The organism is Streptomyces dengpaensis, from assembly GCF_002946835.1.
Lineage (GTDB): Bacteria > Actinomycetota > Actinomycetes > Streptomycetales > Streptomycetaceae > Streptomyces > Streptomyces dengpaensis.
Window position 1 is genome coordinate 740,212 of record NZ_CP026652.1, and the last position, 26,195, is coordinate 766,406.

Genomic DNA, 26,195 nt, shown 5'->3' on the forward strand with positions numbered 1-26,195 from the left:
AGGGCAGGGTCAGGCGAGGTGGAAGACTTCGGTGAGGGGCTTCATGGCGTCGTCGGGTCCGGCGCCGTCCAGTGACTCGAAGAACGGCGCCGTCTCCGCCTGCCAGCGGGCATTGATGCCGGTGGCCGCCAGGCCGGCCTGTGCGGCCGCGAAGTCCTCGGTCTCCAAGTAGGCGACCAGCAGGCCGTCCTCGCGCAGGAAGAGCGAGTAGTTGTGCCAGCCGGTGGCCGAGAGCGCTTCGAGCTTCTCGGGCCACACGGCGGCGTGCCGCTCGCGGTACTCGTCGAGGCGGTCCGCACGGACCTTCAGCAGAAAGCACACGCGCTGCATCAAGGGCCTTCCGGGGTAAGGGGATGGAGCGGCTAGAAGTCGAACTGGTCGATGTTCTTCGCGTCGAAGACGGTCGGCTTGCCCAGGTTGATCACGCCGTCCTTGCCGATGGTGAAGGAGCCCATGTCACCGGCCTTGAAGGTCTCGCCCTCCTTGCCGGTGATCTGTCCGGAGGACAGCGCCACGGCGGTCCGCGCGGCCAGCTCGCCCAGCTTCGCCGGGTCCCACAGCTCGAAGGCCTCGACGGTGCCGTTCTTGACGTACTTGCGCATGTCGTTGGGGGTGCCCAGGCCCGTCAGCTTGACCTTGCCCTTGTACTTGGAGCCGGACAGGTACTGGGCCGCCGCCTTGATGCCGACGGTGGTCGGGGAGATGATCCCCTTGAGGTTCGGGTGCTCCTGGAGCAGGCCCTGCGTCTGCTGGAAGGACTGCTGGGCGTCGTCGTTGCCGTACGCGACCTTGACCAGCTTGATGTCCTTGTACTTCGGGTCCTTCAGCTCGTCCTTCATGAAGTCGATCCAGGTGTTCTGGTTCGTCGCGGTCTGCGCGGCGGACAGGATCGCGATCTCGCCCTTGTAGCCGATCTGTTCGGCGAGCAGCTGCACCTCGGTGCGGCCCAGGTCCTCGGCGCTGGCCTGCGAGACGAAGGCGTTGCGGCAGTCGGTCTTGGTGTCGGAGTCGTAGGTGACGACCTTGATCTTGTTCGTCATGGCCTGCTTGAGCGCGGTGCACAGGGCGCCCGGGTCCTGCGCGGAGACCGCCATCGCGTCGACCTGCTGCTGGGTGAGCGTGTTGACGTAACTCACCTGGCCGCTGGTGTCGGTGGCGCTGCTGGGGCCGACCTCCTTGTAGGTGGAGCCCAGTTCCTTGAGGGCCTTCTCGCCGCCCTTGTCGGCGGAGGTGAAGTACGGGTTGTTGACCTGCTTGGGCAGGAAGCCGACGGTCAGGCCCTTCTTGGTGGCGGCGTTCGGGTCGGCCTTGCCGACGGCGGCGCCCGAACCACCCGAGTTCTTGACGTCGTTCTTGGTGGTGCCGCCGCACGCGGTGGCGGCCAGGGCGAGCGAGGTGACGGCGGCGAGGGCCGCGCAGGTACGGCGGATGGATGACTTGCGCATGGCGGGGTCCTTTACGGGGTGAGTGGGTGCGCCCCAAAGGGGCGCGGGGCTGTATCGATATGCGGCTCCGCCGCGTGGGCGCGACCGGCCACGGACGGCCTGCAGCTTTCGAACGGCCGGCCAGGCGGAGCGCTTACGCGGCGCTGCGGCCCGCCCTCGCCACGGAGATCTGCCGCGCGGCCCGGGGGCCGAGCACGGAGACGACGAGCAGCACGCCGGTGACGACGATCTGCGACTGTGCGGAGACGTTCAGGAGGCTCATCACGTTCTGCAGCGCGCCGAGCAGGAAGACGCCCGCGATCGCGCCGCCGAGCGTGCCCTTGCCGCCGTCGAAGTCGATGCCCCCGAGCAACACGGCGGCGACGACCGAGAGTTCGAGCCCCGTGGCGTTGTCGTAGCGGGCGCTGGCGTAGTGCAGTGCCCAGAAGACGCCGGTCAGCGAAGCCATGAAGTCGGTGGCGACGAAGAGGATCAGTTTCTGCCGCTTGACGCGGATGCCGGCGAACCGCGCGGCCTCCTCGTTGGCGCCGGTCGCGAAGGCCGAACGTCCGAACGGGGTGGCGTGCAGGACCACCACCGCGATGGCCAGCAGCACCAGGAAGGGCAGGAAGGCCTGCGGAATGAAGGTGATCCCGATGCGTCCGGCCGCGAAGTCCAGGTACTGGGTGGGGAAATCGGTCACCGAGTCCTGGCCGAGCACGATCTGCGCGATGCCCCGGTAGGCGGCGAGCGTACCGATGGTGACGGCGAGGGACGGCAGCCCGAGCCGGGTCACCAGCAGGCCGTTGACGAGCCCGCACACAGCCCCGAGCAGCAGGCACAGCGGGATGATCGTCTCGATCGGCATGCCCTGGTTCCACAGGGCGCCCATCACCGCACCGGACAGCCCGGCCGTGGACGCGACCGAGAGGTCGATCTCACCGGACACCACCAGCAGGGTCATCGGCAGGGCGATCAACGCGATCGGCAGGGTGTTGCCGATCAGGAACGACAGGTTGAGGGCGTTGCCGAAGCCGTCCACGAACCCGAAGGAGAACAGCAGCAGGACGATGAGGAGGGCGCCGACGGCCGTGTCCCAGCGGACGGCGCGCGCGAGGGGCGAGTCAGCCATGGCGGGCGTTCCTCTTCTTCAGGGCGGCGGCCACGCGCAGCGCGACGATCCGGTCGACGGCGATGGCGAGGATGAGCAGGATGCCGTTGATGGCCAGCACCCAGACGGAGCTGACGCCGAGGGCGGGCAGCACGCTGGTGACGGAGGTGAGCAGCAGCGCGCCGAGGGCGGCGCCGTAGACGCTGCCAGAGCCGCCGGTGAAGACGACACCGCCGACCACGACCGCGCTGACGACGGTGAGTTCATAGCCGCTGCTGGTGCCGGAGTCGACGTTGCCGAACCGGGCGAGGTACAGCGCGCCCGCGAGCCCGGCGAGACCGCCGCAGACGACGTACGCGGTGAGGATCCGCTTGCGGACGGGAATGCCGGCGAGGCGTGCCGCCTCGGGGTTGGAGCCGAGGGCGTACAGCTCGCGGCCGCTGCCGAAGTGCCTGAGGTAGTACGCGGTGACCACCAGCACGGCCAGGGCGATCAGGGCGAGATACGGCACCGCCGAGATACCGCCGGAGCCGAAGTCGACGAAGCCGCCCGGGAGGTCGGCCGCGGTGATCTGCCGGGAGCCGACCCAGATGGAGTCGATGCCGCGGATGATGTAGAGCGTGCCGAGGGTGACGACGAGCGCGGGCACCTGACCGAGGCTGACGAGCGTGCCGTTGACCAGTCCGCAGCCGACGCCGAGCAGGACCGCGAGGAGCACGGCGACGACGGGGTTGCCGCCGCCCTGCAGGTAGGTGCCGGCCGCGAAGGCGCTGATGCCCAGGGTCGAGCCCACCGACAGGTCGACGTTGCGGGTGATGACGACCAGCGACTGCCCGGTGGCGACGAGGACGAGGATGGTCGCGTTCAGCAGCAGGAACATGGCACCCCATCCCGAAGCCGCCGCTCTGCTGGCCCGTTCTCATCGGCTCGGCGCCGATCCCCGTAACACCAACTACGCGGGCGGCAACGCGTCCGCGAAGGGCACCGACACCGATCCCGTGACCGGGGGCGACGTCGAATTGATGTGGGTCAAGGGGTCCGGCGGCGATCTCGGTACGCTCACCGAGTCGGGGCTGGCCGTCCTGCGGCTGGACCGGCTGCTGGCGCTGAAGGACGTCTACCCGGGTGTCGAGCGCGAGGACGAGATGGTCGCCGCGTTCGACTACTGCCTGCATGGCAAGGGAGGTGCCGCCCCGTCCATCGACACTGCGATGCACGGCCTGGTGGACGTGGCGCACGTCGACCACCTCCACCCCGACTCGGGCATCGCGCTCGCCTGCGCGGCCGACGGGGAGAAGCTGACCGCCGACTGCTTCGGCGGCCGTGTGGTGTGGGTGCCCTGGCGCCGCCCCGGTTTCCAGCTCGGCCTGGACATCGCGGCCGTCAAGGAGGCCAGCCCGCAGGCCATCGGGTGCGTGCTCGGCGGCCATGGCATCACGGCGTGGGGCGCCACCGCCGAGGAGTGCGAGCGCAACTCGCTGCACATCATCCGCACAGCCGAGGCCTTCCTCGCCGAGCGCGGGAAGGCGGAGCAGTTCGGGCCGGTCGTCGAGGGGTATGCGGCCCTGCCCGAGGCGGACCGCCGTGAACGGGCCGCCGCTCTGGCGCCCTACGTCCGGGCCATCGCCTCCCAGGACAAGCCGCAGGTCGGCCACTTCACCGACGCGGACGTCGTCCTGGACTTCCTCGCCCGCGCCGAGCACCCGCGTCTCGCCGCGCTCGGCACCTCGTGCCCTGACCACTTCCTGCGTACGAAGGTCAGGCCGCTCGTCCTCGATATGCCGGCGGCGGCTCCTCCGGAGGACGCGATCGAGCGCCTCAAGGAGCTGCACGCCGAGTACCGCGAGGAGTACGCCGCCTACTACCGGCGGCACGCCGTGCCCGGCTCCCCCGCGATGCGCGGCGCGGACCCGGCGATCGTGCTCGTGCCCGGCGTCGGCATGTTCTCCTTCGGCAAGGACAAGCAGACCGCGCGGGTGGCCGGCGAGTTCTACGTCAACGCGATCAACGTGATGCGGGGCGCCGAGGCCGTCTCGACGTACGCGCCGATCGAGGAGTCGGAGAAGTTCCGCATCGAGTACTGGGCCTTGGAGGAGGCCAAGCTCCAGCGGATGCCGAGGCCCAGGCCGCTGGCGACGCGGGTGGCGCTGGTGACGGGCGCGGGCAGCGGCATCGGCAAGGCGATCGCCGAGCGGCTGGTGGCCGAGGGCGCGTGTGTCGTGGTCGCGGACCTCAACGCGGAGAACGCGGCCCAGGTCGCCTCGGCGCTCGGCGGCCCCGACAAGGCCGTCGCCGTCACCGTCGACGTGACCTCCGAGGAGCAGATCGCCGAGGCGTTCAAGGCGGCGGTGCTGGCCTTCGGCGGCGTCGACCTGGTGGTCAACAACGCGGGCATCTCCATCTCCAAGCCCCTGTTGGAGACCACCGCGAAGGACTGGGACCTCCAGCACGACATCATGGCCCGCGGCTCCTTCCTCGTCTCGCGCGAGGCGGCCCGGGTGATGATCGCGCAGGGCCGTGGCGGCGACATCGTCTACGTCGCCTCCAAGAACGCGGTCTTCGCCGGACCGAACAACATCGCGTACTCCGCGACCAAGGCCGATCAGGCTCATCAAGTACGGCTGCTGGCAGCCGAGTTGGGCGAGCACGGGATCCGGGTCAACGGCGTCAGCCCCGACGGGGTGGTCCGCGGATCGGGGATCTTCGCGGGCGGCTGGGGAGCGCAGCGGGCGGCGACCTACGGCATCGAGGAGGAGAAGCTCGGCGAGTTCTACGCCCAGCGGACCATCCTCAAGCGGGAGGTGCTGCCGGAGCACGTCGCGAACGCCGTGTTCGCCCTGACGGGTGGGGACTTGACGCACACCACCGGACTCCACGTCCCGGTCGACGCCGGCGTCGCCGCCGCCTTCCTGCGATGAGTGCGTCGTTCGCCGCGGTCGACCTCGGCGCGTCCAGCGGACGCGTCATGGTCGGCCGTGTCGGGCCCGACACGCTGGACCTCACCGAGGCACACCGCTTCCGGAACCGGCCGGTCCGGGTCCCCGAGGGACTGCGCTGGGACATCCTCGCGCTGTACGCGGACGTCCTCGACGGTCTGCGCGCGGCCGGGCAGGTCGACTCGGTCGGCATCGACAGCTGGGCCGTGGACTACGGCCTGCTGGACGCGGACGGAGCGCTGCTCGGCAACCCCGTGCACTACCGCGACGCCCGTACGGAGGGTGTCGCGGAGAAGGCGTGGGCCACCGTGCCCGCCGCCGAGCTGTACGCGGCGACCGGGCTCCAGTACGCGCCGTTCAACACCCTGTACCAGTTGGCGGCGGCCCGGTCCTCGGTTCAACTCGGCGCCGCCGAGCGGCTGTTGCTCATCCCGGACCTGTTGACGTACTGGCTCACGGGCGAGGCGGGCACGGAGCTCACCAACGCCTCGACCACCCAGCTGATCAACCCAAGGACGCGCGACTGGTCGTACGACCTGGCGGAGCGGCTCGGCATCGACCTCACGCTGTTCGCGCCGCTGCGCCGCCCCGGCGACCCGGCCGGGCTGCTCCGGCCGCATGTGCTGGAGGAGACCGGGCTCACCGGCCCGGTCCCGGTGACGACAGTCGGTTCGCACGACACCGCCTCGGCGGTGGCCGCCGTCCCGGCCACCGGGGAGCGGTTCGCGTACATCTGCACCGGCACCTGGTCCCTGGTGGGCCTGGAGCTGGACGCGCCCGTGCTCACCGAGGCGAGCCGGGCGGCCAACTTCACCAATGAACTGGGCCTGGACGGCACGGTCCGCTATCTGCGCAACATCATGGGGCTGTGGCTGCTCCAGGAGTGCGTACGGGAATGGGGCCACCCCGATCTGGAGCAACTCCTGTCCGCCGCCGCCGAGGTGGCGCCGCTGCGGTCCGTGGTGGACGCGGGCGACGCGGCGTTCCTGGCGCCGGGCCGGATGCCCGCCCGGATCGCCGACGCCTGCCGGGCGTCGGGGCAGCCGGTGCCCGAGTCCCCCGCCGAGGTGACGCGCTGCATCCTCGACTCCCTCGCGCTCGCCCATCGCCGGGCGGTCGACGAGACGCAGTCCCTCGCCGGCCACCCGGTCGACGTCGTGCACATCGTGGGCGGCGGGACCCGCAACACCCTGCTCTGCCGGCTCACCGCCGACGCCTGCGGTCTGCCGGTCGTCGCGGGCCCCGCCGAGGCGGCCGCGCTAGGCAACGTCCTCGTGCAGGCCCGGGCCCACGGGCTGGTGGGCGACCTGGAAGAGATGCGCCGGCTGCTCGCCCGTACCCAGCCCTTGCGGCGGTACGAGCCGCGGGGCGACACGGCGGCCTGGCGGGCGGCCGAGGCGAGGCTCGCGCCGTCATGAACCGTGCGGCGCGACCCGGGTGGTGCTCGGTGTCTCCCGCACCGCGCACCCCCTGCGTAGGCTGCAGGCATCCGATGATCGAGAACAAGGAGCCGCGATGCGTGTCGCTCTGTTCCTGACCTGTGTCAACGACACGCTGTATCCGGATACCGGCCGTGCCGTGGTGAAACTGCTGACCAGGCTGGGCGTGGACGTCGATTTCCCGATGGGGCAGACGTGCTGCGGTCAGGCGCACTACAACACCGGCTATCGCCATGAGGCCGAGCCGCTGGCCCGGCATTTCTCCGATGTGTTCGGGGAGTACGAGGCGATCGTGACGCCGTCCGGATCGTGCGGGGCGATGGTGCGGGAGCTGTATCCGCGGATGGGCGAGCGGGCGCGGGCCGAAGGGCGTGGCGACACCCTGGCCCGGACGCTGGCGCCGGTCGTGCCGAAGACGTACGAGCTCACCGAGTTCCTGGTCGACGTGCTCGGCGTGACGGACGTCGGCGCGTACTACCCGCACACGGTGACCTACCACCCCACCTGCCACGGGCTGCGCAGCCTGGGTCTGGGCGACCGGCCGCGCCGGCTGCTCCAGGCCGTCAAGGGACTTGAGCTGCGCGAGCTGCCCGGCGCCGACGAGTGCTGCGGCTTCGGCGGCACCTTCGCCGTCAAGAACCCCGACGTCTCGGCGGCGATGGGCGCAGACAAGGTGCGCAACGCCGAGTCGACGGGCGCCGATGTGCTGTGTGCGGCCGACAACTCCTGTCTGATGCACATCGGCGGCACGATGGGCCGCCTCGACACAGGGATGCGGCCCGTCCACATCGCGGAGATCCTGGCGAGCACGGAAGAGGAGCCGATGTCATGAGCGGGACGTTCGTAGGGATGCCTGTGTTTCCCCCACCCGCCCACGCTGCGTTTCCCCCACCCGCCCACGCTGCGTTTCTCCCACCCGCCCACGCTGCGTTTCTCCCACCCGCCCACCCCGCCTTCCCGAAGGCCGCGCACGAGGCCGTCCACAACACGACCCTGCGCGGCAATCTGCGGCACGCCACCCACACGATCCGCGCCAAGCGCGCCAAGGCGGTCGCGGAGGTGTCCGACTGGGCGGCACTGCGCGAGGCGGGCAAGCAGATCAAGGACCACACCCTCCGCCATCTCGACGGGTATCTGGTGCGGTTGGAGGAGGCGGTCACGGCGGCCGGGGGCACCGTGCACTGGGCCGCCGACGCCGACGAGGCCAACCGGATCGTCACGGAGCTGGTCAAGGCGACCGGCGAGACAGAGGTCGTCAAGGTCAAGTCGATGGCCACCCAGGAGATCGGACTCAATGAGGCGCTGGAGGCCGAGGGCATCCACGCCTACGAGACCGATCTCGCCGAACTCATCGTGCAGTTGGGCAAGGACCGTCCGTCGCACATCCTGGTCCCGGCGATCCACCGCAACCGCGGCGAGATCCGCGACATCTTCGCCCGCGAGATGAGTGAGTGGGGCCGCCCGGCTCCCGAGGGCCTGACCGACACGCCCGCCGAGCTGGCCGAAGCCGCCCGGCTGCACCTGCGGGAGAAGTTCCTGCGCGCCAAGGTCGGTGTCTCCGGAGCCAACTTCATGGTCGCCGAGACCGGCACGCTCGTCGTCGTCGAGTCCGAGGGCAACGGCCGGATGTGCCTCACCCTCCCCGAGACCCTGATCTCGGTCGTCGGCATCGAGAAGATCGTGCCGACCTGGCAGGACCTGGAGGTCCTCCTCCAGACACTCCCCCGCTCCTCGACGGCCGAGCGCATGAACCCGTACACGAGCATGTGGACGGGCACCACGGACGAGGACGGACCCCAGACCTTCCACCTGGTCCTCCTCGACAACGGCCGCACCGACACGCTCGCCGACGAAGTCGGCCGCCAGGCGCTGCGCTGCATCCGCTGCTCGGCGTGTCTCAACGTCTGCCCGGTGTACGAGCGGGCGGGCGGCCACGCGTACGGCTCGGTCTACCCGGGCCCGATCGGCGCCATCCTCAGCCCCCAGCTCCGGGGCACCGCGAGCGAGATCGACGCCTCGCTCCCGTACGCCTCCTCGCTGTGCGGCGCCTGCTACGAGGTCTGCCCGGTCGCCATCGACATCCCGGAAGTCCTCGTCCACCTGCGCGAACGGGTCGCCGAGGGCGGTCGCGTGACGAAGGACGGCAACAAGGTCGTGCTCAAGCCCGCCAAGGGGCACGCCGCCGAACGGGCGGCGATGCGTGCCGCGCGCTGGGCGTTCAGCCACCCCGGCGCGCTGCGCACCGGCCAGCGCCTCGCGTCGCGGACGCGCCGCTTCCAGCCGCGGACGCTGCCGGGCCCCGGCAAGGCGTGGAGCGCGAGCCGTGATCTGCCGTCCCTGCCCGCGGAGCCGTTCCGCGACTGGTGGCAGCGTACGCACGGTGGAGACCGCCGGTGAGCCGGAAGGGCGCGCCGGTGTCGAGCGGCCGAGCGCGCGGAGGCCCCGACGGAGGAGGGGCTGAGCACGGTCGGTCTCCCGACACCGGCTGCGGCGCCCTGGAGGCGAGCCGCGAGGACAGAGGAGTCGCGAAGTGAGCAGCAGGGATCTGATCCTGGGCCGGGTGCGGCGCGCGATCGCGGACGTACGCCAGGACGACACGCCGTACGAGCAGGCCGTCGACCGGAGCTATCTGCGCGAGCACGGCAGGCGGAGTGTCGCGGAGACGGTGGATCTGCTGGCCGAGAACCTGGCGGACTACCGGGCGATCGTGCACCGCTGCGCGTCCGGCGAGCTGGCGGCCACGATTGCGGGGCTGCTCGCCGAGCGGGCCGCGGGGTCGGTGGTCGTCCCGGCGGGTCTGGACGCGGCATGGCTGGCGGCGACCGATGTGACGCGTGTCCCGGACCGGCTCGGCAGCACACCGCGAGAGCTGGACGCGGTCGACAGCGTGGTCACCGCGTGTGCGGTGGCCATCGCCGAGACCGGCACCATCGTGCTGGACGGCGGCCCCGATCAGGGCCGCCGCCGCATCACACTCGTTCCTGACCACCACATCTGTGTCGTCCGCGTGCCCGACCAGGTCGTGTCCTCCGTGCCCCAGGCCCTGCAACGCCTCGACCCGACCCGGCCGTTGACATGGATCTCCGGGCCGTCGGCGACCAGTGACATCGAGCTGGACCGGGTCGAGGGGGTGCACGGTCCGCGCACCCTGGAGGTGGTGCTGGTGAGCGATCAGCCCAGGGCGGACGTCACCTCGTAACCGCCGGACGGGAGCCGGTAGGAGGCCACCGCGTCGTCGAAGCCCAGGAACTCGACGCCGGGTACCTCGGCCAGCGGCGTCCTGCCCGCGCGAACGGTGGAAGGGTCGATGGCCGGGAGGCGCAGGGTCGCTTCGCTGTTCGCCGGGACCACCGCCCGGTAGGTCAGCGTCCGGTCCCGCAGCGTCCATTCGCTGACGATCTCGCCGTAGGGCGAGCCGTGCGACGCGGCCACGTGGGTGATCGTCCCGGTGGGGTCGACATGCGGCTTGAGCAGGAAGTGCCGGAACCCGGGATGGGCCGGGTCCTTCGCGATGCCGGCCATGTCCTCGTACATCCACTCCATGATCGCGCCGTAGGAGTAGTGGTTGAACGAGTTCATCTCGACCGGTCCGAAGCCGTCCTCCTTCGAGTACGAGTTCCAGCGCTCCCAGATGGTGGTGGCGCCGTTCTTCACCGAGTACAGCCATGACGGCATGGCGTCCTGGAGCAGCAGCTTGTAGGCGAGGTCGGCGCGGCCCTGGTCGGTGAGCACCGGGGCGAGCACGTTCACGCCGAGGAAGCCGACGGACAGGGTGTTCTCGGCGTACCGCACGCGGGTGCTGTCGGGGTGGGCCGCCTTGTAGGCCGCGTCGTTCCCGATGTTCTCGGCGAGCAGGTCGACGATCTGGCGGCGCTGGGCGTCGGTGTCGTACAGACCGAGCTTGAGGACCCACACCAGCGCGGTCTGGCTGTCGTCCTCGGGAGCCGTGCCGTTGATGGGGGACCCGCCGAGGCTGGATCGTACGGTCACCTTTCCGCCGCTGGTGCTGAGGTACTTGGTGATGAAGGCCCGTTTGATGGCGGCGAAGAGCCTGTCGTACTTTCCGGCCTCCGTCGTGCGCCCGGTGGCTCGGGCCATCTGTGCCATCAACTGGGCGCTGTAGCGGGTCGAGGCGCGCAGCGGAGTGCCGGAGTAGCGCACCGCCACCGAGTCGGGTGACTCGACGCGGCCGCTGTTCCAGACATTCGCGCGGCTACGGGTCAGGCGCTCGGGCGAGGTGGCCACCAGGATCTGATACGCCGTCTGGCGCCGGCCTCGTGCCGCGGACACCATGCGCCAGCCGAAGCGTGGCTTGTCCGCGTCCACGCCGAGCGGGTTCGTCCGGTGCTCCACGGTCAGCCCCGACAGGGAGGTCCGGTCCGCGGCGGCCGGCGCGGCCCAGGCCGTGCCTCCCGTCCCGGCCCCTCCGGCCATCGCGGCGACTCCGGCGCCCAGCGCCGTACCGAGCACCGTTCTGCGTCGTACGTTTCCTGTTCCTTCGGTCACGCCGTCATCCCTTCGGCTTTCTAAGCACGCGGGTTATAACGTTTCACTCCGGTCGACGGCGAACATAGTGGCGTCCAGTGAGCCTGTCCACCACTCCAACACCACGATCACCAGAAAAAATCAGGCGCAATTGACCGGCGGTCATAGGCAGCAACAGGCATGCACATGAGGCAACTTCCAGCCTGATTGAAACTTTTCAAAAACGGAGCGCAGGGTTCAGAGGTCATGGGGCGCGGTTGGTGAGCGGGGAGCGGACGGCGCGGTTAGCGTGAGGGAATGATCCGGTTCGAGCAGGTCACCAAGCGCTACCCGGACGGCACGACCGCCGTGGACGACCTCTCCTTCGAGGTCGCCGAGGGCGAACTCGTCACGCTCGTCGGCCCGTCGGGCTGCGGCAAGACGACGACCATGATGATGGTGAACCGGCTGATCGAGCCGACGTCCGGCCAGATCTTCGTGAACGGCGAGGACATCGCCGCGGTCGATCCGGTGCGGCTGCGGCGGCGGATCGGTTACGTCATCCAGCAGGTCGGGCTGTTCCCGCACCGGACGATCCTCGACAACACGGCGACCGTGCCGACGCTGGTCGGCTGGAAGAAGGCGAAGGCGCGGGCGCGCGCCGCCGAGCTGCTCGCTCTGGTGGGCCTGGACCCGAAGACGTACGGATCGCGTTATCCGGACCAGCTGTCGGGCGGTCAGCGGCAACGGGTGGGCGTGGCGCGGGCGCTGGCCGCCGACCCGCCCGTCCTGCTGATGGACGAGCCGTTCGGGGCCGTCGACCCGGTGGTGCGGGAGCAGTTGCAGGACGAGTTCCTGCGGATGCAGCACGCCGTACGCAAGACGGTGTTGCTGGTCACGCACGACATCGAGGAGGCGGTGCGGCTCGGCGACCGGATCGCGGTGTACGGGCAGGGGCGCATCGAGCAGTTCGACACGCCGGGCGCTGTCCTCGGCAGGCCCGCCACGCCGTACGTCGCCGACTTCGTGGGCGCCGACCGCGGCCTGAAGCGGCTGTCGGTCACCGCGATCGAGGCCGACGACCTCCAGCAGCCGCCGGTCGCGCGCCTGGACGAGCCCGCCGCCCATGCCGCCGCCCGGCTGCACACGGAGGGCGCCCGCTGGGCCGTCGTGCTCGACACGCGGGGCGATCTGCACGGATGGGTGGGCGTCGACGAACTCGGGGCGGGCGGTACGGTCGGCGACCTCACCCACCGGATGAGCTCCTGGGTGCCCGTGGGCGCGCCACTGAAGCAGGCCTTCGGCGTGATGCTCCAGCACGACGCGGGATGGGTCGCCGTGCTGGACGGGGCACGCTTCCTCGGCGTCCTGACGCCGGCGAAGCTGCACGAGGCGCTGCGACGGTCGGTGGACGCCGACGCCCTCGGTGTGTCGCGGGGGCAGGTGGAGTTCGAGTCGGTGGCGGACGCCTGAGCGGCGGACCGGGGGCATTCTGGTTGACCGGGGGTGCGTTCCGGCGGACCGGGGGTGCGTTCCGGCGCACCGCTGACACCCCCTGGGCCTCACTTCCGACACCCCCTGGGCCTCACCTCTGGCACCTGCCGGGCCCCGCTTCTCCCCCGGGCCTCACTTCAGCAGCCCTTTGTCCTTCAGATACGTCCGCGCCACGTCGTCCGGCAACCGTCGCCAGCTGTCCACCTGCTGGTTCATGGACGCCAAATCGGCGGTCGTGAGGACGTCGTTGAGCTTGCTGAGCGCCTTGGTGACCGGGCGGCCGCCCGCGCGGGCGCGGCTGACGACCGGCACGACGTAGTCGGCGTTCTGCAGGTGCTTGTCGTCGGCGAGGAGCACCAGGCCGAATTCCTCCAGGGTCGCGTCCGTCGTGGTGGTCAGCACCATCTGGTCCCGGCCGCTCTGCACGGCCAGCTTCGCCTGGGTGGTGCCGACGCCCTTCGGGTCGACGGCGGTGATGTCGATGCCAAAGGTCTTCTTCAACCCCGGCTCGCAGTAAGGTCGTTGCACGCACTCGTCGCCCGCCGCGAGCCGCACCTTCAGGCCGGACCTGCCGAGGTCGCTGAGTGTCTTGAGGTGATGCTGACGGGCGTACGCCGCCGTCACGGCGAAGGCGTTCTGATCGACGGCCCTGCCGGGGTTCAGGACGGTGAGGCCGCGGGGCGTGGCCAGCTTGCGCAGGGCCGCCATCGTGGCGTCGAGGTCAGGTGAGCCGACGGGCGGTGCGTCGGCGCCGTTGGTCTTGGCGTTCAGCCAGTCCGCGAAGGTGGCCGCGTATTCGGGGACGACGTCGATCTGGCCCGATTCCAGGGCGGGTTCGTAGAGTTCGCGGTTGGCGACCGTGATCATGGAGGTCTTGTAGCCGGCCTGGTTCAGCAGCAGCGCGTACATCTGGGCCAGCAGATCGCTCTCGGTGAAGCCGGCCGAGCCGATGGTCAGATGCCTGCTGTCGCCGGGCGAGACGGTGACCGCGTCCCGGTTTTCCAGGGACGGGCCGGTGGTGCAGCCGCTCAACAGGACCAGAGCCACCAGTGCGCTCCCCCGCCTCACGGCGAGCGCGCCCCGTGCGGCCCTCCGCCTCATCGCGCCCCCCACGCCCCGTGCCGCCCTCCGCCTCACCGCGCCCCCCATGCCCCGTGCGGCCCTCCGCCTCACCGCGCCCCCCACGCCCCGTGCGGCCCTCCGCCTCACCGCGCTCCCCTCACCAAGTGCGGAGCCAGCCGCTCCACGACCTCGAAGATCCCCTCGACGATCAGCGCGAACACGGCGACCAGGACGGCACCGGCGACGACCTGGGGCGTACTCGCCAGATTGAAACCCGCGGTGATGATCCGGCCGAGCCCTCCGCCACCCGCGAGCGCGGCGATGGTGGCGGTCGCGACCAGCTGGACGGCGGCCAGCCGCACCCCGTTCAGGACCATCGGCAGCGAAAGGGGCAGTTCTACGTGAAACAACATCTGGCGGCCGGTCATGCCCATTCCCCGCGCCGCCTGCACGATGCTGCGGTTGACCTCGCGCATGCCGACGTACGCGTTGGTGAGCAGTGGCGGAACGGCGAACAGCACGAGCGCTACGACCGTCGGCCCCTCGCCCCACTTGCCGATGGGTGTCAGGAGCAGCAGGACGAGAACGGCGAAGGTGGGCACCGCGCGGCCGACGTTGGAGATGTTCACGGCCAGCGCGCCGCCCCTGCCGAGATGCCCCAGGACGAGGGCGACCGGCAGCGCAATCAGGCAGCTGACGACCAGACAGACGACGGTCATGACCAGGTGCTGGAAGAGCCGGTGCCAGATGCCCTCGTCGCCCGACCAGTGCGCGGGGTCGGCGAGCCAGTCCCAGGCGGCGGTCAGGGCGTTCATCCGCGGGCCGCCCTGGTCCAGGGGGTGATGAGCCGCTGTACGCCCAGCAGGAGGAGGTCCGCGAGGACGGCGATGACCACGCACAGCACGGACGCGGTGAGGACCTGGGCCTTGAAGTAGGTGTTCATGCCCGCGTAGATGAGGTTGCCGAGCCCTCCGAAGCCGACGATCGCGCCGACCGTGAGCAGCGCGACCGCCGAGACGGTGGCGATCCGCAGCCCGGCCATGGCGGCGGGCACGGCGAGCGGCAGTTCGACGGTGAGCAGCAGCCTGATGGGCCCGTAGCCCATGCCGCGCGCGGCCTGCCGGGTCTCCTCGGGGACGGCGCGCAGGCCCGCGAGGATGTTCCGCACGAGCACAGTCAGCGAGTAGAGGACGAGGCCCGCGACGACCAGGGCGGCCGACAGCCCGTAGACGGGCAGGAGCAGCGAGAACATGGCGAGCGACGGGATCGTGTAGAGAATCGTGGTCACCGCCAGCACCGGACCGGCCGCGAGGCCCCAGCGGCGGGCGAGTACGGCCAGCGGCAGCGCGATGAGGAGCCCGATGAGGACGGAGACCGCGGTGAGTTGGAAGTGCTGGACGACCGCGTCGAGGATGATCTGGCGGCGGGTGCTCAGATACTCACCGCAGATCCATTCGTTGCGCGCGAGGCAGTCGTCCGGGGGCGCGGTCACTCGTCCATTGCATCGGCGGCCGACGGGGGCGGCGCGTTGTGGTGGCCCGTACGTGCGACAGCCGTACGGAGTGCTCGACTACGGGGTGCCGCAGGTACGGGGTGTCGTTGAGTACACCCCGGAATACGGATTCTGCGCCCCATGTGGTCCCGTCCCGGTCTCCGTAGCTTCGTCGGCAGGGCACAGGGCGTGCCGGACGGAGAGTGATGACGATGTTTCGGACCAGCTCATGACGCACGAGCGACAAGGGACCCGCCTCCGAGGCACTGCGGCTGGTGAAGGTCGGCAAGACCCCATCATGCTGATCAACTCCCTGTACGAGGCGACGACTTACCGCAGCGGGGAGTTCGGCCGACAGCGGCTGGCGGGTGCGACGCCGGGCCAGGTGCTGGGCATGGTCGGCGTCGAGGGCGTGATCGTGACGGTGACCGGGGTCTTCTTCGGCACCGTGGCCGGGCTCGCGGGGATCCTCCCGTTCACCCTGGTCCGTACGGACGCGGCATGGCCGGGCCAGGGACTGGGCATCTGGCTCATTGTCGTCGCGGTCGCGGCGGCGGTGACGATGGGCACCAGCCTGTTCACGGCCCGGCGCACGGTGCGGACGCCCGCGGTGGCGGCGGTGACGGTCGCCGCGTGACCGGACGCTCGATCCGGGGAGGGGCACCCGCCCGAGCGGGTGCCCCTTCGCCCGCGTTGGCATGCGCCGCGCCCAGTGGCGACGATGGAGTCGAAGGACGCGGCCCGACCCCGGAGGGGACGATGAACCGAGACGCTCGTTCGGGAGACGACGAGCCGCGCGCCATCCCCGAGGAGAGGGCATCGCCCGCCGGGGAGTCGGCATCGCCCGCCGAGGAGTCGGTTTCGCCCGCCGACGAGTCGGTATCGCCCGCCGAGGAGACGGACCGGATCGCCGAGGAGGCGGACCAGATTGTCGGGGAGGCGGACCAGGTTGTCGGGGAGGCGGACCAGATTGTCGAGCTGCGAGAAGAAATCGACCAGTTGAAGGAAGCCGTCACCTCGCACGCCGTCGTGGACCAGGCGATCGGCGTGGTGGTCGCCCTCGTTCGAGTGACCCCCGATCAAGGGTGGACCGTTCTCAGGGAGATTTCCCAGCACACGAACATCAAGCTGCGCACGATCGCGGAGATGATCATTTCCTGGGGAGGGAAAGGAGATCTGTCACCCGAGATTCGCGCGGCCCTTGAGGACACGATCGACAAATACGGGCCCACGCAGATCCCGGATTCTCCGTCCGCCCCGTAACCCTGGAAACCTCGACGTCCCGGAAGCCCCGAACCCCTCGAACCCCTCGAACCCCTCGAAGTCCCCGAAGCCGCCGAAGCCGCCGAAGCCCTCGAAAAGGTTTGGATCGTTTCCGCCCCGGTAGTCCGAAGAGAGGCGAGAAGCTGGCCAACCGCTCCCGGGAGGGTTCGGCAGTGAGCTCGCCCCCGGCCGCCCGGACCGAGCGAACTCGACCGGGCGCCCGGGTAGGAACGCTGACCGTTCCAGGGGCTATGCGGCATTGGAGAGCACCTGATCCCGCAGCGCGGCGCAGCTGTTGTTGATCAGACGGGACACATGCATCTGCGAGATGCCGAGCCGCTCCGCGATACGGCTCTGCGTCATGTCGCCGAAGAACCGCAGGTAGAGGATGGTCCGCTCACGCTCGGGCAGCGCGCTCAGGGCGGGCTTCACGGCCTCGCGGTCGACGACCAGGTCGAAGCCGTCGTCGGGCTCGCCCAGGGCGTCGGCGAGGGCGTATCCGTCCTCGCTGCCCGGCAGTTCGGCGTCGAGCGAGAGCGCGGCGAAGCTGTCCAGGGCCTCCAGGGCGGTGCGTACCTCGTCCTCGCCGAGGTGCGCGCACGCGGCGATCTCGGCGATGGTGGGCTGTCGGCCCGGCATCGTCTGGGACAGGTCCTTCAAGGCGGTACGCACCCGGTTGCGCAGATCCTGGACACGGCGCGGCACGTGCAGGACCCACATGTGGTCACGGAAATGGCGTTTGATCTCGCCCGTGATGGTCGGGACCGCATAGCTCTCGAAGGCGTTGCCCCGCGTCGGGTCGAACCGGTCGACCGCCTTGACCAGGCCCAGCGCCGCGACCTGGCTGAGGTCCTCGATGGATTCACCCCTGCCCCGGTACTGGCCCGCGATGCGTTCCGCCATGGGCAGCCAGGCGCGCACGATCTCATTGCGCAGTTCCTGCCGCTCGGGGCCGTCGGGCAGCGCGCACAGCGTCGCGAAGGCGGCGGCGGTGTCCGGAGCGTCGTCGTGTGGATGTTGCTTCGTTGCGACCGTGACACGCATGGTGCTCACAACTCCCTCAGGGGGTGCTGAGTGGACAGTCACCATGGGAGGGGCACGCACGCGCAGCGGTTGGAGACACCCGCGGTCCGGCGTAGCAGCCCCCACGGACGTGCCTCCTGTCCGAAGCACTCAAGCAACATTTTTCCCGCTTCGACCCGTCAAAAGCAATATCGGCTGATCGAAAGCGTCCCCGGCGCGTGAAGGCCGTCCCCGGCGCGTGGCGACTGACGCCGGGGACGGAGCATGGCGGAGCGGTTCCTCAGCCTCGGGGATACGCCCCTACCACCGCGGCCCTACCACCGCGTACAGCTGGTCGCCGCGGTAGTCCTGCTGCCAGGTGGTGGGGAGGCCGAGGGCGGTGGGGGCATCGGCGATACCCGCACCGGTGCGGGCCGGGTCGGCGCCGGGCAGGGGGCGGCAGGCGGCCCTCAGCAGGGTGTGCAGTCGGTCGGCGCGGGCCGGGGTGCGCGGGACGGCCTGAGTGCGCAGGTAGTCGTGGTGCGCAAGCAGCAGCGCCGCCAGGCCCGTGACGTAGGACGCGGCGATCGCGGTGCCGTCGGCAGGTGTGTAACCGTCGCCGAGTCCGGTGGTGATCACCGCCGCGCCGGGGGCGACCAGGTCGACGCCGGGTCCGGTGGGGGTGAACGGGGCGGGATAGGGCCCGCCCCAGGGCGGTTGCACGGCCGCGAGGGGACTGTTGGCGGGGTAGGTGCCGGTGTGGGCGATCGCCCCTACCGCCAGGACGCCGGGCAGCGCGGCGAGGTGGGTGACCGGGCCGGCGGTGTCGCCGGCCGGGGCGATGACGGTGATACCGGCGGCGTGCGCGTCCAGCAGCTTCCATGCGACCAGCTGGGACGGGGCCTCGTAGGCGAGGCCGAGCTGGGCGATGTCGATGTCGTGGGTGACGCAGTGGTCGATCGCCTGCAGCAGGTCGCTGACGTGCCCGCCGGGGAACAGCTTGAGGGCGTGGAGCTCGGCCTCCGCGGCGATCCCGGTGATGCCGGTGCGATTGTCGGCCGCGGCGATGATCCCGGCGCACTGGGTGCCCCGGCCGGTGGCGTCCGTTCCCCACGTGCCGGTTCCGGAACCGGTGAAGTCGTGACCGTTCCGGACGGTGTCCTTCAGGTCCGGGTGGCCGGTGTTCACGCCGGAGTCGAGGAGGGCGATACGGATGCCGTGGCCGCGGTAGGTCGGGGGGATCTGGTGGAGTCGCATGGCCTGGACTCCCCAACCGCTCAGCACCTGGCTGGGAAAGCCCTCGAACGTGTCGGACAGGGCCTGCACCTCGATCACGGCCTCTGCGCCGTCACCCCGGAAGCGCGGGCGGCCGGTTCGCAGCGGCCAGTACCCGCCCACCGGTCGCACATGGACGGCCTGGACGGTGTCCGGGGTGTCCGCGATCAGGGTGAGGTGCACCCGGCCGTCAGGACCCGTGACCCCGTGCGCGGTCGCGCCGGTCCCGATCGACCAAACGTGCGCGCCGGGAATCGCCTCACCGTCGCTGCCCTTGATCCGCAGCGTGATGTGCTCGGGCTCCTCCAGCGTGACGGCCAGTGCCGGGTCGACCACGGGCACGGTCGTGCCGAAGCCGCCGCCGACCGGTGCGGTGGGCGTGTAGCAGAGCGGCTGGTCGATCTCCACGACGACCTGCGGGTTCGCCGCCAGGGCGCGGGCCCGCTCGTCCGGCATCGCGACCACCGCGACCGGCGGGCACGCGAGATGCGGCTCGGCGATGGCCCCCAGCCCCTGCGAGCGTGACGGCCGCAGCTGTGCCAGGGGTTCCACATCGGGGTCCTCCTCCAGCAGCGCGAACAGCGCGGCGGCCTCGATCGGCGGCACCCCGCCGACCAGCGAGCCCACCACGCGCGGCGCCACCAGATACCGGCCCCAGCCCGCCCTCAGACCCCGCCCCGGCACACGGGACTCGGGCCGCTCGTGCCTTCCCTCAGCCATACCGCCCGGCTCGCCCGTGGCCGACGACTGCTGGCCCGCCTCCCCCTGGGCGCCCTGGGACTTCGCGCCTTCGCCTCCGTTGCCCGGCTTCATACCGTTGCCGCCCTGCTCACTCATCACCCAACCGCCATCTCAGACTCATAGGGTCGTCATGTGTTCTGGATCTTGCTGGTGGGAGCGGGCGTGTCTCCGCTCCCACCAGCGGCCCGTGGCCCGGTGCCTCGAACCGGGCCACGGATCCGGCCGGGCGGCCTCACCCTGGGAGTGGGTGCGGACGGCGCCCGGCCGGCGGTCTCACATGCCCAGAGGCGACATCTGCCCGTACTGCGGCTGCCGCCCGTACTGCGGCTGCTGCCCGTACTGAGACTGCTGGCCGTACTGCGAGGGCTGGCCGTACTGCGGCTGCTGCCCGGGGAACTGGCCCTGGCCCTGGAGCTGGCCGAACTGGCCGAACTGGCCCTGCGGCTGCTGGCCGTACTGGCCGGTCTGTCCCTGGCCGGCGATCTGGGCCAGCGTGGTGTGGATGACAGGGGCGACGCGGCGGGCGCATTCGGTCAGCACGCTGCTCCAGGCGTGCGGCGGGATCTGTCCCTGCGCCTGGATCCCCATCATGATCTGCGGGTCCATCCGCAGTTGCTCCACCACCGCGCTCACCGCCGTCGCGGCACAACGCAGCGACAACTCCGTTACGAGCTGCGGAATCTGCTGCCCCTGCATCCCGAACTGGCCCTGCTGGCCGAACGGTGACTGGCCGAGCGTCTGCTGCGAGATCGGGGGCTGGCTGTACGGCTGCTGGCTCCAGGGCTGCTGCGTCTGCGACGGGCTGATGTGCTGGGGGGTGTAGACGGACATACTGCTCCTCCTTGAGCGTCCGGATGCACACGATGAGCGGCAAACCAAGCACGGCTGCCGCCACGGAGCAGCAAACCACCAACCGACGAAGAACACATTCCGGGACATAACACCCAGTGACATAGGTGCCCGCAGACGACGCCGCCCGCCCCCGCGGCCGCGGCGCGGACCTGCGCAAGAACCGCTCCGGCCGCACCGGACACTGTTGGCGAATTCGGCCGGCTGCCGACGAGTGACCCGCACCGGCCGGGGCGGGCAAAGTGGCCGATCCGCGCCAATGGGCGCACGCTGGAAAGCATGAGCGTGCACCCACCTTCCAGCGCTCAGCAAGTGCTGCCTTCGCTGAGCCCCATGCTGGCGGTGATCGGCCCGCCACCGAAGCCGGAAACCGAAGCCGAGTACGCGTACGAAACGCTCTGGAACGGGGCCCGCGTGATCGCCCACCTCCCAGGGGACGGCACCGTGCGCCTGCTGGCCGCCACCGGCATTGACGTCACCGCCCAGTACCCCGAACTCCGGTCGCTGGCCGCTTTGCTGCCCGGTCCGGAGGCGGTGCTGGACGGGGAGATCGTCGCCCGGGACAGCGAGGGTCGCCCGTCTGTGCAGCGGCTGCAGCAGCGCATGAGTCTGCACCACCCGGACGCGGTCACCCACGGAGCCAGGGACCTGCCCGTCAGGCTGATGCTCTTCGACATCCTGTATCTCGGGGAGCCGACCGTGCAGCTGCCCTACACCGCCCGCCGCGACCTCCTCGACGACCTCGGGCTGGCAGGACCTGGCGCCGCCGTGCCCGCGGCCTGGCCTTCGATGGCAGCCGAGGCACTGGAGCAGAGCGTCAGCGAGGGCTACGAGGGCGTGGTCGCGAAGCGACTCACCAGCCCCTACCTGCCCGGACGCCGCTCCCGCGACTGGATCAAGATCAAGCACCTCAACCAAGATCAAGCACCTCAACACGGGCAAGTGAACCCGGCGTAGGACGATTGGGCCAGTTGGCCGTAGCCCGGCGGCTACGGCCAACTGGCAACCGCTGCCCGGCTATGGCCGCCCGGCCACGGCTGGGGCCCGAGCAGATCGGTCAGCGCTACGCCGCAGGCGGCGTGAGGGGCAGTGCGGGCCGCTCGGCGGGAGACGCGAGTGCGTGGCAGACGGCCTCGAGCACGCCGCGGTCGAACAGCAGCGACAGGTGACCGACACCGTCAACGGCTACGTTGTCGACGAGCAGGTCCGGGTGACTGATCCGGGCATGGCCGGAGGGGATGACCATCTCGTCGAGTTCACTGTGGAAGGCGACGAAACGGGTCCGGCATCCCGGCGCCGGCAAGGCCAGTTCGGCGAGCAGGTCACTACCCGGCAGGATCTGCCGGATCATGGGGGCCGGGGCCGGGACAATGGCGGCCCAGGTTCCCTGATGGGGCGTTCCCAGAGTGACCAGGGTGTCCACCTGGGCATCGCCGCCCATGCGTTGCACGTAGTAACGGGCAATCAGGCCACCGAGGCTGTGGCTGACCACGTGAACGCGCTCGCAGCCACCGTGCTCGCACAACCGCCGTACCTCTTCGGCCAGTTGCTCAGCGGCGTCACTGATGTCCCCGGCCAGCGAACGGTAGTTCATCGCCGACACGCACGGAAAGCCACCGCGCAGGAGTCCGTTGCGCAGGACCGTCAGGACCGCTCGGTTCCCGCCCAGCCCGTGAACAAGCAGCACAGGGACGGGAGCGGCGGCGTCCCCGGACACGTTGCCGTGTCCGGTCGGCAGCCGCGGCAACGAGGGGTGAACGGTGCAGACACTCCCGCAGCCGTCGCCGGTGCCGAAAGGAAGAAGAGCCAGGACCGCGGTGACGGCAGCCGCCTCGGTGACCGCGCCACGCGCCATCCGGCCGACAGTTCGCGCTGGGTTTCCGTCCATCCCTGCATCCCTCCTGCGGCCCGCGATCACACGGGCACGGCGGCTCAGGTATGCCACCGCCAGGAATCGCGCCGTCGTGGCACCCGTTGCATACGAAGCAACGGCCGCCCAACCTGGCCGTGAACCCTGGCCGGGATTGTCCCTGTTTATTCTACTTTGAGGCTGCCGGGTGGCACTTTGAGGCCGTTCGGCCGGTGAACATGTCAGTCCGACGGCGAACCCTTCCCCCGCGGCGGCCCTGTGCCGAAACCTGCCCGGCCGCCCACTGCGGCCGGGCAGGTTTCGCCGCCGTTACGGCGGATTCACGAATCAGTTGACGCACGACCGAAAGAGCGACTGAACCGCCGCCCCGCCCGCACCTGGTCACGAGCGCTGCGCAGTCGCGTCACCTGGTACGCGCGGAGGCACTCTTCCATGGTCGACGCGGGCAGACCGGCCGCGAGGGCTTCGGCGTCCTGCACCGAGTGGTCGAAGCCCTGGCGCCGGTCATCGGCGTCTGGACGTGCGCGGCGTTTCCGACGAGCGCGAGGCGCCCGTTGGCGATCGCGTCCGGCACGTTCTCGGCGATCGGGGTGCCGATGAGCGCACGCCGGTTGATGCGGTCGAGGACGGTGTCCTGCCACGACTGGGACCAGAGGTCGCGTGCCTGGGCCGCGAGTTCGCGGTACGTCTGCGGTTGGAGCCGTCCAGCAGCTTCGTTTCGCCGTGGAAGTCAACGCCAACGAGACCGAGTGCGGCGCCGCATCGCGGAGAGGGACCCGATCGCTCCAGCATCGTGACGTCGAAACCGGCTCGCGACAGGCTCAGTCCGGTCATCAGACCCGAGAGGGAAGCACCCACGACGATGGCGGCGCCTCGGCGCCGGTGCCGGGATGCGGCATCGCGGAGGTCAGCGAACCCTTCCCCGCGGTTTCAGCGATACCGGCGGCAGTGCCGGCGCCGGGAGCGGATCGCCGTCGTATCCCTTCACCTCACCGAAGCGCGAGCCCGTCATCCAGTCCGTGCGGGCCTGCTCGATCTCCTCCTGGGTACGGCCGATGAAGTTCCAGAACATGATCAGCTCCTCCTCGAACGGCTCACCGCCCAGGAGCATCAGGGCCGCGTCCGACTCGGCGCGCAGGGGGAGTTCGCGGCGGCCACAGCCGAGGTAGAGCATCGAGCCGGGGAGTACCGGTACGCCGTCGACGTGGGCCTCGCCGGACATGGACAGCACGGCGTACTCGAAGTCGGGCTCCAGGGGCAGCCGTACGTCGGCGCCGCTCGCCAGGGCCAGGTCGGCGCCGACGATCGGCGTGAACGTCGTACCGGGCGAGGTCGCGCCGTCGACGCTGCCCAGGATGAGCGTGGCCTCGAGGCCGGGAGCCGTCACGACGGGCAGTTCGGCGTGGTGCTCGAAGCGCGGGTCGGTGTGGCGGTGGCCGTCCGGGAGGGCGACCCAGAGCTGCGCGCCGTGCAGGAAACGGGCGTGCGACTTGGGGCTCTCCTCGGAGTGGCTGATGGCCCGGCCCGAGGTCATGAGGCCCAGTTCGCGCGGGCGGATGGTCTGCAGGCTGCCCGTGGAGTCGCGGTGCAGCACCTCCCCCTCGTGCAGCCAGCTGACGGTCTGCAGGCCCATGTGCGGGTGCGGCGGAACCTGCATGCCGGGCTCGTCGGCGATGTCGTCGGGCCCGTAGTGATCGACGAAGCACCACGCGCCGACCATGCGGCGGCCCAGGTTGGGCAGGAGGCGGCGGACTTCGGTGGACTCGCCGAGCTTGACCCGGCGGGGGCTGAGGAGTTCACGTACCGGCTCGGCCACCACGAAACCGCGGCCACCACAGAGGGCGGGAACCGCCTCGCGATCAAGATTGCTCATGGCGCCCAACCTAGCCCCGTCGGGGACCGTCCGTCAGTCCATCCCCCCGGCAGTCCATCAAGCCGCCCATCGCGGGGCACTTGGCGCAGAACCGGCACGGGGCTTAGGACCTCGGTCGCGGGTGCGTACTCCGCTGGTCGGACCAGCCTCAAAAATAGTAGCCATGGACATAGTAGCCACGTACGGTTTCGGCCATGAGTTCGGTACCTGCTGGGGCGACGCCCGGATTTCTCGTCTGGCGTCTGTCGATGAAATGGCGTGTGGCCGTCGACCGGGCGGTCGCCCCGTTGGGCCTGACCCACGCGCAGTACGCACTGGTGGCATCGCTGTACGGCATGCGCAAGGACGGTGAGCGGCCCAGTCAGCGCCGGCTGGCCGACCACACCGGACTCGAACCGCTCTACGTCTCGAAGCTGGCCCGCGCCCTGGAGGCGGCCGGTCTCCTCGAGCGCACCCGGGACCCACGGGATCCCCGCGCCGTACAACTGGCGCTGACCGAGCAGGGGCACGATGTCGCGCGACGCGCGATCAAAATCGTCCAGGGACTGCTGAACCAGTTGCTGGAGCCGCTCGGCGGGCTCGACAGTCCCCGCTCGCGGGAGTTCACCCGGGACCTGACGACCCTGCTCGACGCACCTCTTGATCCATTCCGTGGGAACGACTGAGAACGACCGAGAGCGACAAGGAGCAGCCATGACCACTGCGACACCCACCGTCAACGGCCGGGTCATAGGCCTCGCGCACTACGCGGGCCGCGCTGTCCTGGAGAGCGTGCTGGAGGGCTACGGCATCACGTTCCAGCAGTCCGTGACCCTCAGGCTCGTCGCCATCGCGCCCGAGCCCGTCCTCCGCGAAGGGCTCGTCGGCCAGGTCACCGACGCGTTGAAGATCGACGAGGCGGACGTACACGCCGTCATCGAGGAGCTGATCGCCGGGAAGCATCTGGAAGTGGTCCCGCAGGAGCCGTCCCGGGTCTGGATCACGGACGCAGGGCGGGAGCTGTACGACAGGACCTCGGTCGAGACCGGCGAGATCTCGGCCAGGATCTACGCCGGGATTCCGGCGGAGGACCTGGCGGTCGCAGGGCGCGTGCTGGCCCTCGTCACGGAGCGCGCCAACGCGGAGCTGGCCGGCGCGTAACACTGGCCCAGCCCTGTCGTGGAATATTCAACCATCTAGTCGAGTTATGGGCGGTCGAAGGAGGTCAGCAGTGGAAATGACGTACTACGACCACGGGACGGCCGCGGAGCGCTGGGAGCGGGCGCGGATGTTCTTCGACGCCAGGGACTACGCCGCCGCGGCCCGGATTCTGGCCGGGCTGGTCGAGGAGGTACCGGAGCAGGTCGGACCGCGGCTGCTGCTGGCACGCTCCTACTACCACTCGGCCCAACTGCACCGCGCGGAGGAGGAGTTGCGGACACTCGTGGAGCTCGACCCGGTCGAGCACTACGCCCGGATGATGCTCGGGCGCACGCTGGAGCGCCAGGGGCGGCACGAGGAGGCGAAGTCGCACCTGCGCATCGCCTCGGCCTTCGCGGGCGACTTCGAGCAGATGTGATCGCCCCTTCGAGAACCCTCGGGGCGTAGGGAGCCACTTCGCGTGGCCCTGTTCAGGGCAGGCCGGTCACTTCGGTGACCGGCCTTTCCTGTGCCGCCTATGAGTTCGGCGGTCACTTCGCGGCGCGTCCGGTCACGCCGCCTGACCGCCGTAGGTGCGCTTCCCCCTCCGGTGCGCGATCTCGCCGAGGACCACGTCCACGGCGATGAACACCGCGAGCGGGATACCGAGCAGCGGGACGAAGTAGCCGAGGACGGCGACGACCGCCATGGCCGGTACGAGGATCTGCGGCGGGACCTGCTGCCAGGCTCGTGGCGCGGGGGCGTCCAGTTCCCGGGCTTG

General features: G+C 70.4%; 24 protein-coding genes and 3 pseudogenes. 12 read left to right on the forward strand and 15 right to left on the reverse strand.

Annotated features, from left to right (window positions below):
* Positions 1-9 precede the first annotated feature (9 nt).
* The 4 genes and pseudogenes from C4B68_RS03560 to C4B68_RS03575 form a co-directional block, all read right to left on the reverse strand.
* Positions 10-330, reverse strand: coding sequence for an L-rhamnose mutarotase (locus C4B68_RS03560; RefSeq protein WP_099501429.1), 321 nt, complete (start codon positions 328-330; stop codon positions 10-12).
* A gap of 32 nt (positions 331-362) precedes the next feature.
* Positions 363-1,445: a rhamnose ABC transporter substrate-binding protein gene (gene rhaS, locus C4B68_RS03565; protein ID WP_099501431.1), complete on the reverse strand. Its 1,083-nt coding sequence runs from the start codon at positions 1,443-1,445 to the stop codon at positions 363-365.
* A gap of 133 nt (positions 1,446-1,578) precedes the next feature.
* Positions 1,579-2,556, reverse strand: a complete 978-nt coding sequence (locus C4B68_RS03570) for an ABC transporter permease (protein WP_099501433.1) — start codon at positions 2,554-2,556, stop codon at positions 1,579-1,581.
* Positions 2,549-3,415, reverse strand: a pseudogene (locus C4B68_RS03575) (ABC transporter permease); the annotation flags it as partial. The gene C4B68_RS03570 and the pseudogene C4B68_RS03575, both read right to left, overlap by 8 nt.
* On the opposite strand from C4B68_RS03575, the gene C4B68_RS03580 reads away from it, so the two are divergent.
* The 5 genes from C4B68_RS03580 to C4B68_RS03600 all read left to right on the forward strand — a co-directional run bounded on the left by C4B68_RS03580 (position 3,414) and on the right by C4B68_RS03600 (position 10,109).
* Positions 3,414-5,453, forward strand: coding sequence for a bifunctional aldolase/short-chain dehydrogenase (locus C4B68_RS03580; RefSeq protein WP_099501435.1), 2,040 nt, complete (start codon positions 3,414-3,416; stop codon positions 5,451-5,453). The pseudogene C4B68_RS03575 and the gene C4B68_RS03580 overlap by 2 nt on opposite strands.
* On the forward strand, positions 5,450-6,889 hold the full coding sequence (locus tag C4B68_RS03585) for a rhamnulokinase (protein WP_099501437.1): 1,440 nt from the start codon (positions 5,450-5,452) through the stop codon (positions 6,887-6,889). The genes C4B68_RS03580 and C4B68_RS03585 overlap by 4 nt, the downstream gene beginning before the upstream one ends.
* 97 nt (positions 6,890-6,986) lie before the next feature.
* Positions 6,987-7,742, forward strand: coding sequence for a (Fe-S)-binding protein (locus tag C4B68_RS03590; RefSeq protein ID WP_099501438.1), 756 nt, complete (start codon positions 6,987-6,989; stop codon positions 7,740-7,742).
* On the forward strand, positions 7,739-9,307 hold the full coding sequence (locus tag C4B68_RS03595; protein ID WP_180289235.1) for a LutB/LldF family L-lactate oxidation iron-sulfur protein: 1,569 nt from the start codon (positions 7,739-7,741) through the stop codon (positions 9,305-9,307). Before C4B68_RS03590 ends, C4B68_RS03595 begins: the two co-directional genes overlap by 4 nt.
* A 133-nt stretch (positions 9,308-9,440) precedes the next feature.
* Positions 9,441-10,109: a LutC/YkgG family protein gene (locus C4B68_RS03600; RefSeq protein ID WP_099501440.1), complete on the forward strand. Its 669-nt coding sequence runs from the start codon at positions 9,441-9,443 to the stop codon at positions 10,107-10,109.
* On the opposite strand, the gene C4B68_RS03605 is transcribed toward C4B68_RS03600, so the two are convergent.
* Positions 10,082-11,344, reverse strand: a complete 1,263-nt coding sequence (locus tag C4B68_RS03605) for an alpha-L-rhamnosidase-related protein (protein WP_099501637.1) — start codon at positions 11,342-11,344, stop codon at positions 10,082-10,084. The two genes, C4B68_RS03600 and C4B68_RS03605, sit on opposite strands and share 28 nt — an antisense overlap.
* A 348-nt stretch (positions 11,345-11,692) precedes the next feature.
* Between C4B68_RS03605 and C4B68_RS03610 the strand changes: the two genes are divergently transcribed.
* A complete protein-coding gene (locus C4B68_RS03610) occupies positions 11,693-12,847 on the forward strand; it encodes a betaine/proline/choline family ABC transporter ATP-binding protein (protein ID WP_099501442.1) in 1,155 nt (384 codons plus the stop codon).
* Between the two features lie 153 nt (positions 12,848-13,000).
* Here C4B68_RS03610 and C4B68_RS03615 read toward each other — a convergent pair whose 3' ends face one another.
* The 3 genes from C4B68_RS03615 to C4B68_RS03625 form a co-directional block, all read right to left on the reverse strand.
* Positions 13,001-13,969 carry an ABC transporter substrate-binding protein gene (locus C4B68_RS03615; RefSeq protein WP_099501443.1) on the reverse strand — a complete coding sequence of 323 codons (969 nt, stop codon included), beginning with the start codon at positions 13,967-13,969 and terminating at the stop codon, positions 13,001-13,003.
* 104 nt (positions 13,970-14,073) lie between these two features.
* Positions 14,074-14,745, reverse strand: a complete 672-nt coding sequence (locus C4B68_RS03620; protein WP_099501445.1) for an ABC transporter permease — start codon at positions 14,743-14,745, stop codon at positions 14,074-14,076.
* Complete coding sequence (locus C4B68_RS03625) at positions 14,742-15,422, reverse strand: ABC transporter permease (protein ID WP_099501446.1); 681 nt, start codon at positions 15,420-15,422, stop codon at positions 14,742-14,744. The genes C4B68_RS03620 and C4B68_RS03625 overlap by 4 nt, the downstream gene beginning before the upstream one ends.
* Positions 15,423-15,717: 295 nt before the next feature.
* On the opposite strand from C4B68_RS03625, the pseudogene C4B68_RS03630 reads away from it, so the two are divergent.
* Positions 15,718-16,059: pseudogene (locus C4B68_RS03630) on the forward strand (FtsX-like permease family protein); the annotation flags it as partial.
* 290 nt (positions 16,060-16,349) lie between these two features.
* Entirely contained in the window at positions 16,350-16,685 is a 336-nt protein-coding gene (locus C4B68_RS03635) for an ANTAR domain-containing protein (protein WP_099501638.1), read from the forward strand.
* Positions 16,686-16,934: 249 nt separating this feature from the next.
* Here the strand turns inward: C4B68_RS03635 and C4B68_RS03645 are convergent, their stop codons facing one another.
* From C4B68_RS03645 to C4B68_RS42400, 3 genes are all read right to left on the reverse strand, one after another.
* A complete protein-coding gene (locus tag C4B68_RS03645; RefSeq protein WP_099501448.1) occupies positions 16,935-17,729 on the reverse strand; it encodes an RNA polymerase sigma factor SigF in 795 nt (264 codons plus the stop codon).
* Positions 17,730-18,008: 279 nt separating this feature from the next.
* Complete coding sequence (locus tag C4B68_RS03650; RefSeq protein WP_099501450.1) at positions 18,009-19,799, reverse strand: S8 family serine peptidase; 1,791 nt, start codon at positions 19,797-19,799, stop codon at positions 18,009-18,011.
* A gap of 177 nt (positions 19,800-19,976) precedes the next feature.
* A complete protein-coding gene (locus tag C4B68_RS42400; RefSeq protein ID WP_180289236.1) occupies positions 19,977-20,534 on the reverse strand; it encodes a hypothetical protein in 558 nt (185 codons plus the stop codon).
* A gap of 297 nt (positions 20,535-20,831) precedes the next feature.
* On the opposite strand from C4B68_RS42400, the gene C4B68_RS03660 reads away from it, so the two are divergent.
* Positions 20,832-21,509 (forward strand): ATP-dependent DNA ligase, encoded by a 678-nt coding sequence (locus tag C4B68_RS03660; RefSeq protein WP_099501452.1) that lies wholly within the window; start codon positions 20,832-20,834, stop codon positions 21,507-21,509.
* Between the two features lie 106 nt (positions 21,510-21,615).
* Here the strand turns inward: C4B68_RS03660 and C4B68_RS03665 are convergent, their stop codons facing one another.
* The 3 genes from C4B68_RS03665 to C4B68_RS03670 form a co-directional block, all read right to left on the reverse strand.
* Positions 21,616-22,470: an esterase/lipase family protein gene (locus tag C4B68_RS03665; RefSeq protein WP_143674330.1), complete on the reverse strand. Its 855-nt coding sequence runs from the start codon at positions 22,468-22,470 to the stop codon at positions 21,616-21,618.
* A 456-nt stretch (positions 22,471-22,926) separates the two neighbouring features.
* A complete protein-coding gene (locus C4B68_RS44600) occupies positions 22,927-23,256 on the reverse strand; it encodes a hypothetical protein (protein WP_167458999.1) in 330 nt (109 codons plus the stop codon).
* A gap of 73 nt (positions 23,257-23,329) precedes the next feature.
* Positions 23,330-24,295: a pirin family protein gene (locus C4B68_RS03670; RefSeq protein ID WP_099501456.1), complete on the reverse strand. Its 966-nt coding sequence runs from the start codon at positions 24,293-24,295 to the stop codon at positions 23,330-23,332.
* 194 nt (positions 24,296-24,489) lie between these two features.
* On the opposite strand from C4B68_RS03670, the gene C4B68_RS03675 reads away from it, so the two are divergent.
* The 3 genes from C4B68_RS03675 to C4B68_RS03685 all read left to right on the forward strand — a co-directional run bounded on the left by C4B68_RS03675 (position 24,490) and on the right by C4B68_RS03685 (position 25,853).
* On the forward strand, positions 24,490-24,960 hold the full coding sequence (locus tag C4B68_RS03675) for a MarR family winged helix-turn-helix transcriptional regulator (protein ID WP_099501457.1): 471 nt from the start codon (positions 24,490-24,492) through the stop codon (positions 24,958-24,960).
* Positions 24,961-24,988: 28 nt separating this feature from the next.
* On the forward strand, positions 24,989-25,435 hold the full coding sequence (locus C4B68_RS03680; protein WP_099501460.1) for a MarR family winged helix-turn-helix transcriptional regulator: 447 nt from the start codon (positions 24,989-24,991) through the stop codon (positions 25,433-25,435).
* A gap of 70 nt (positions 25,436-25,505) precedes the next feature.
* Positions 25,506-25,853, forward strand: a complete 348-nt coding sequence (locus tag C4B68_RS03685; RefSeq protein WP_099501462.1) for a tetratricopeptide repeat protein — start codon at positions 25,506-25,508, stop codon at positions 25,851-25,853.
* A 132-nt stretch (positions 25,854-25,985) separates the two neighbouring features.
* Here C4B68_RS03685 and C4B68_RS03690 read toward each other — a convergent pair.
* Positions 25,986-26,174 (reverse strand): annotated as a pseudogene (locus C4B68_RS03690) (PepSY domain-containing protein); the annotation flags it as partial.
* Positions 26,175-26,195 lie beyond the last annotated feature (21 nt).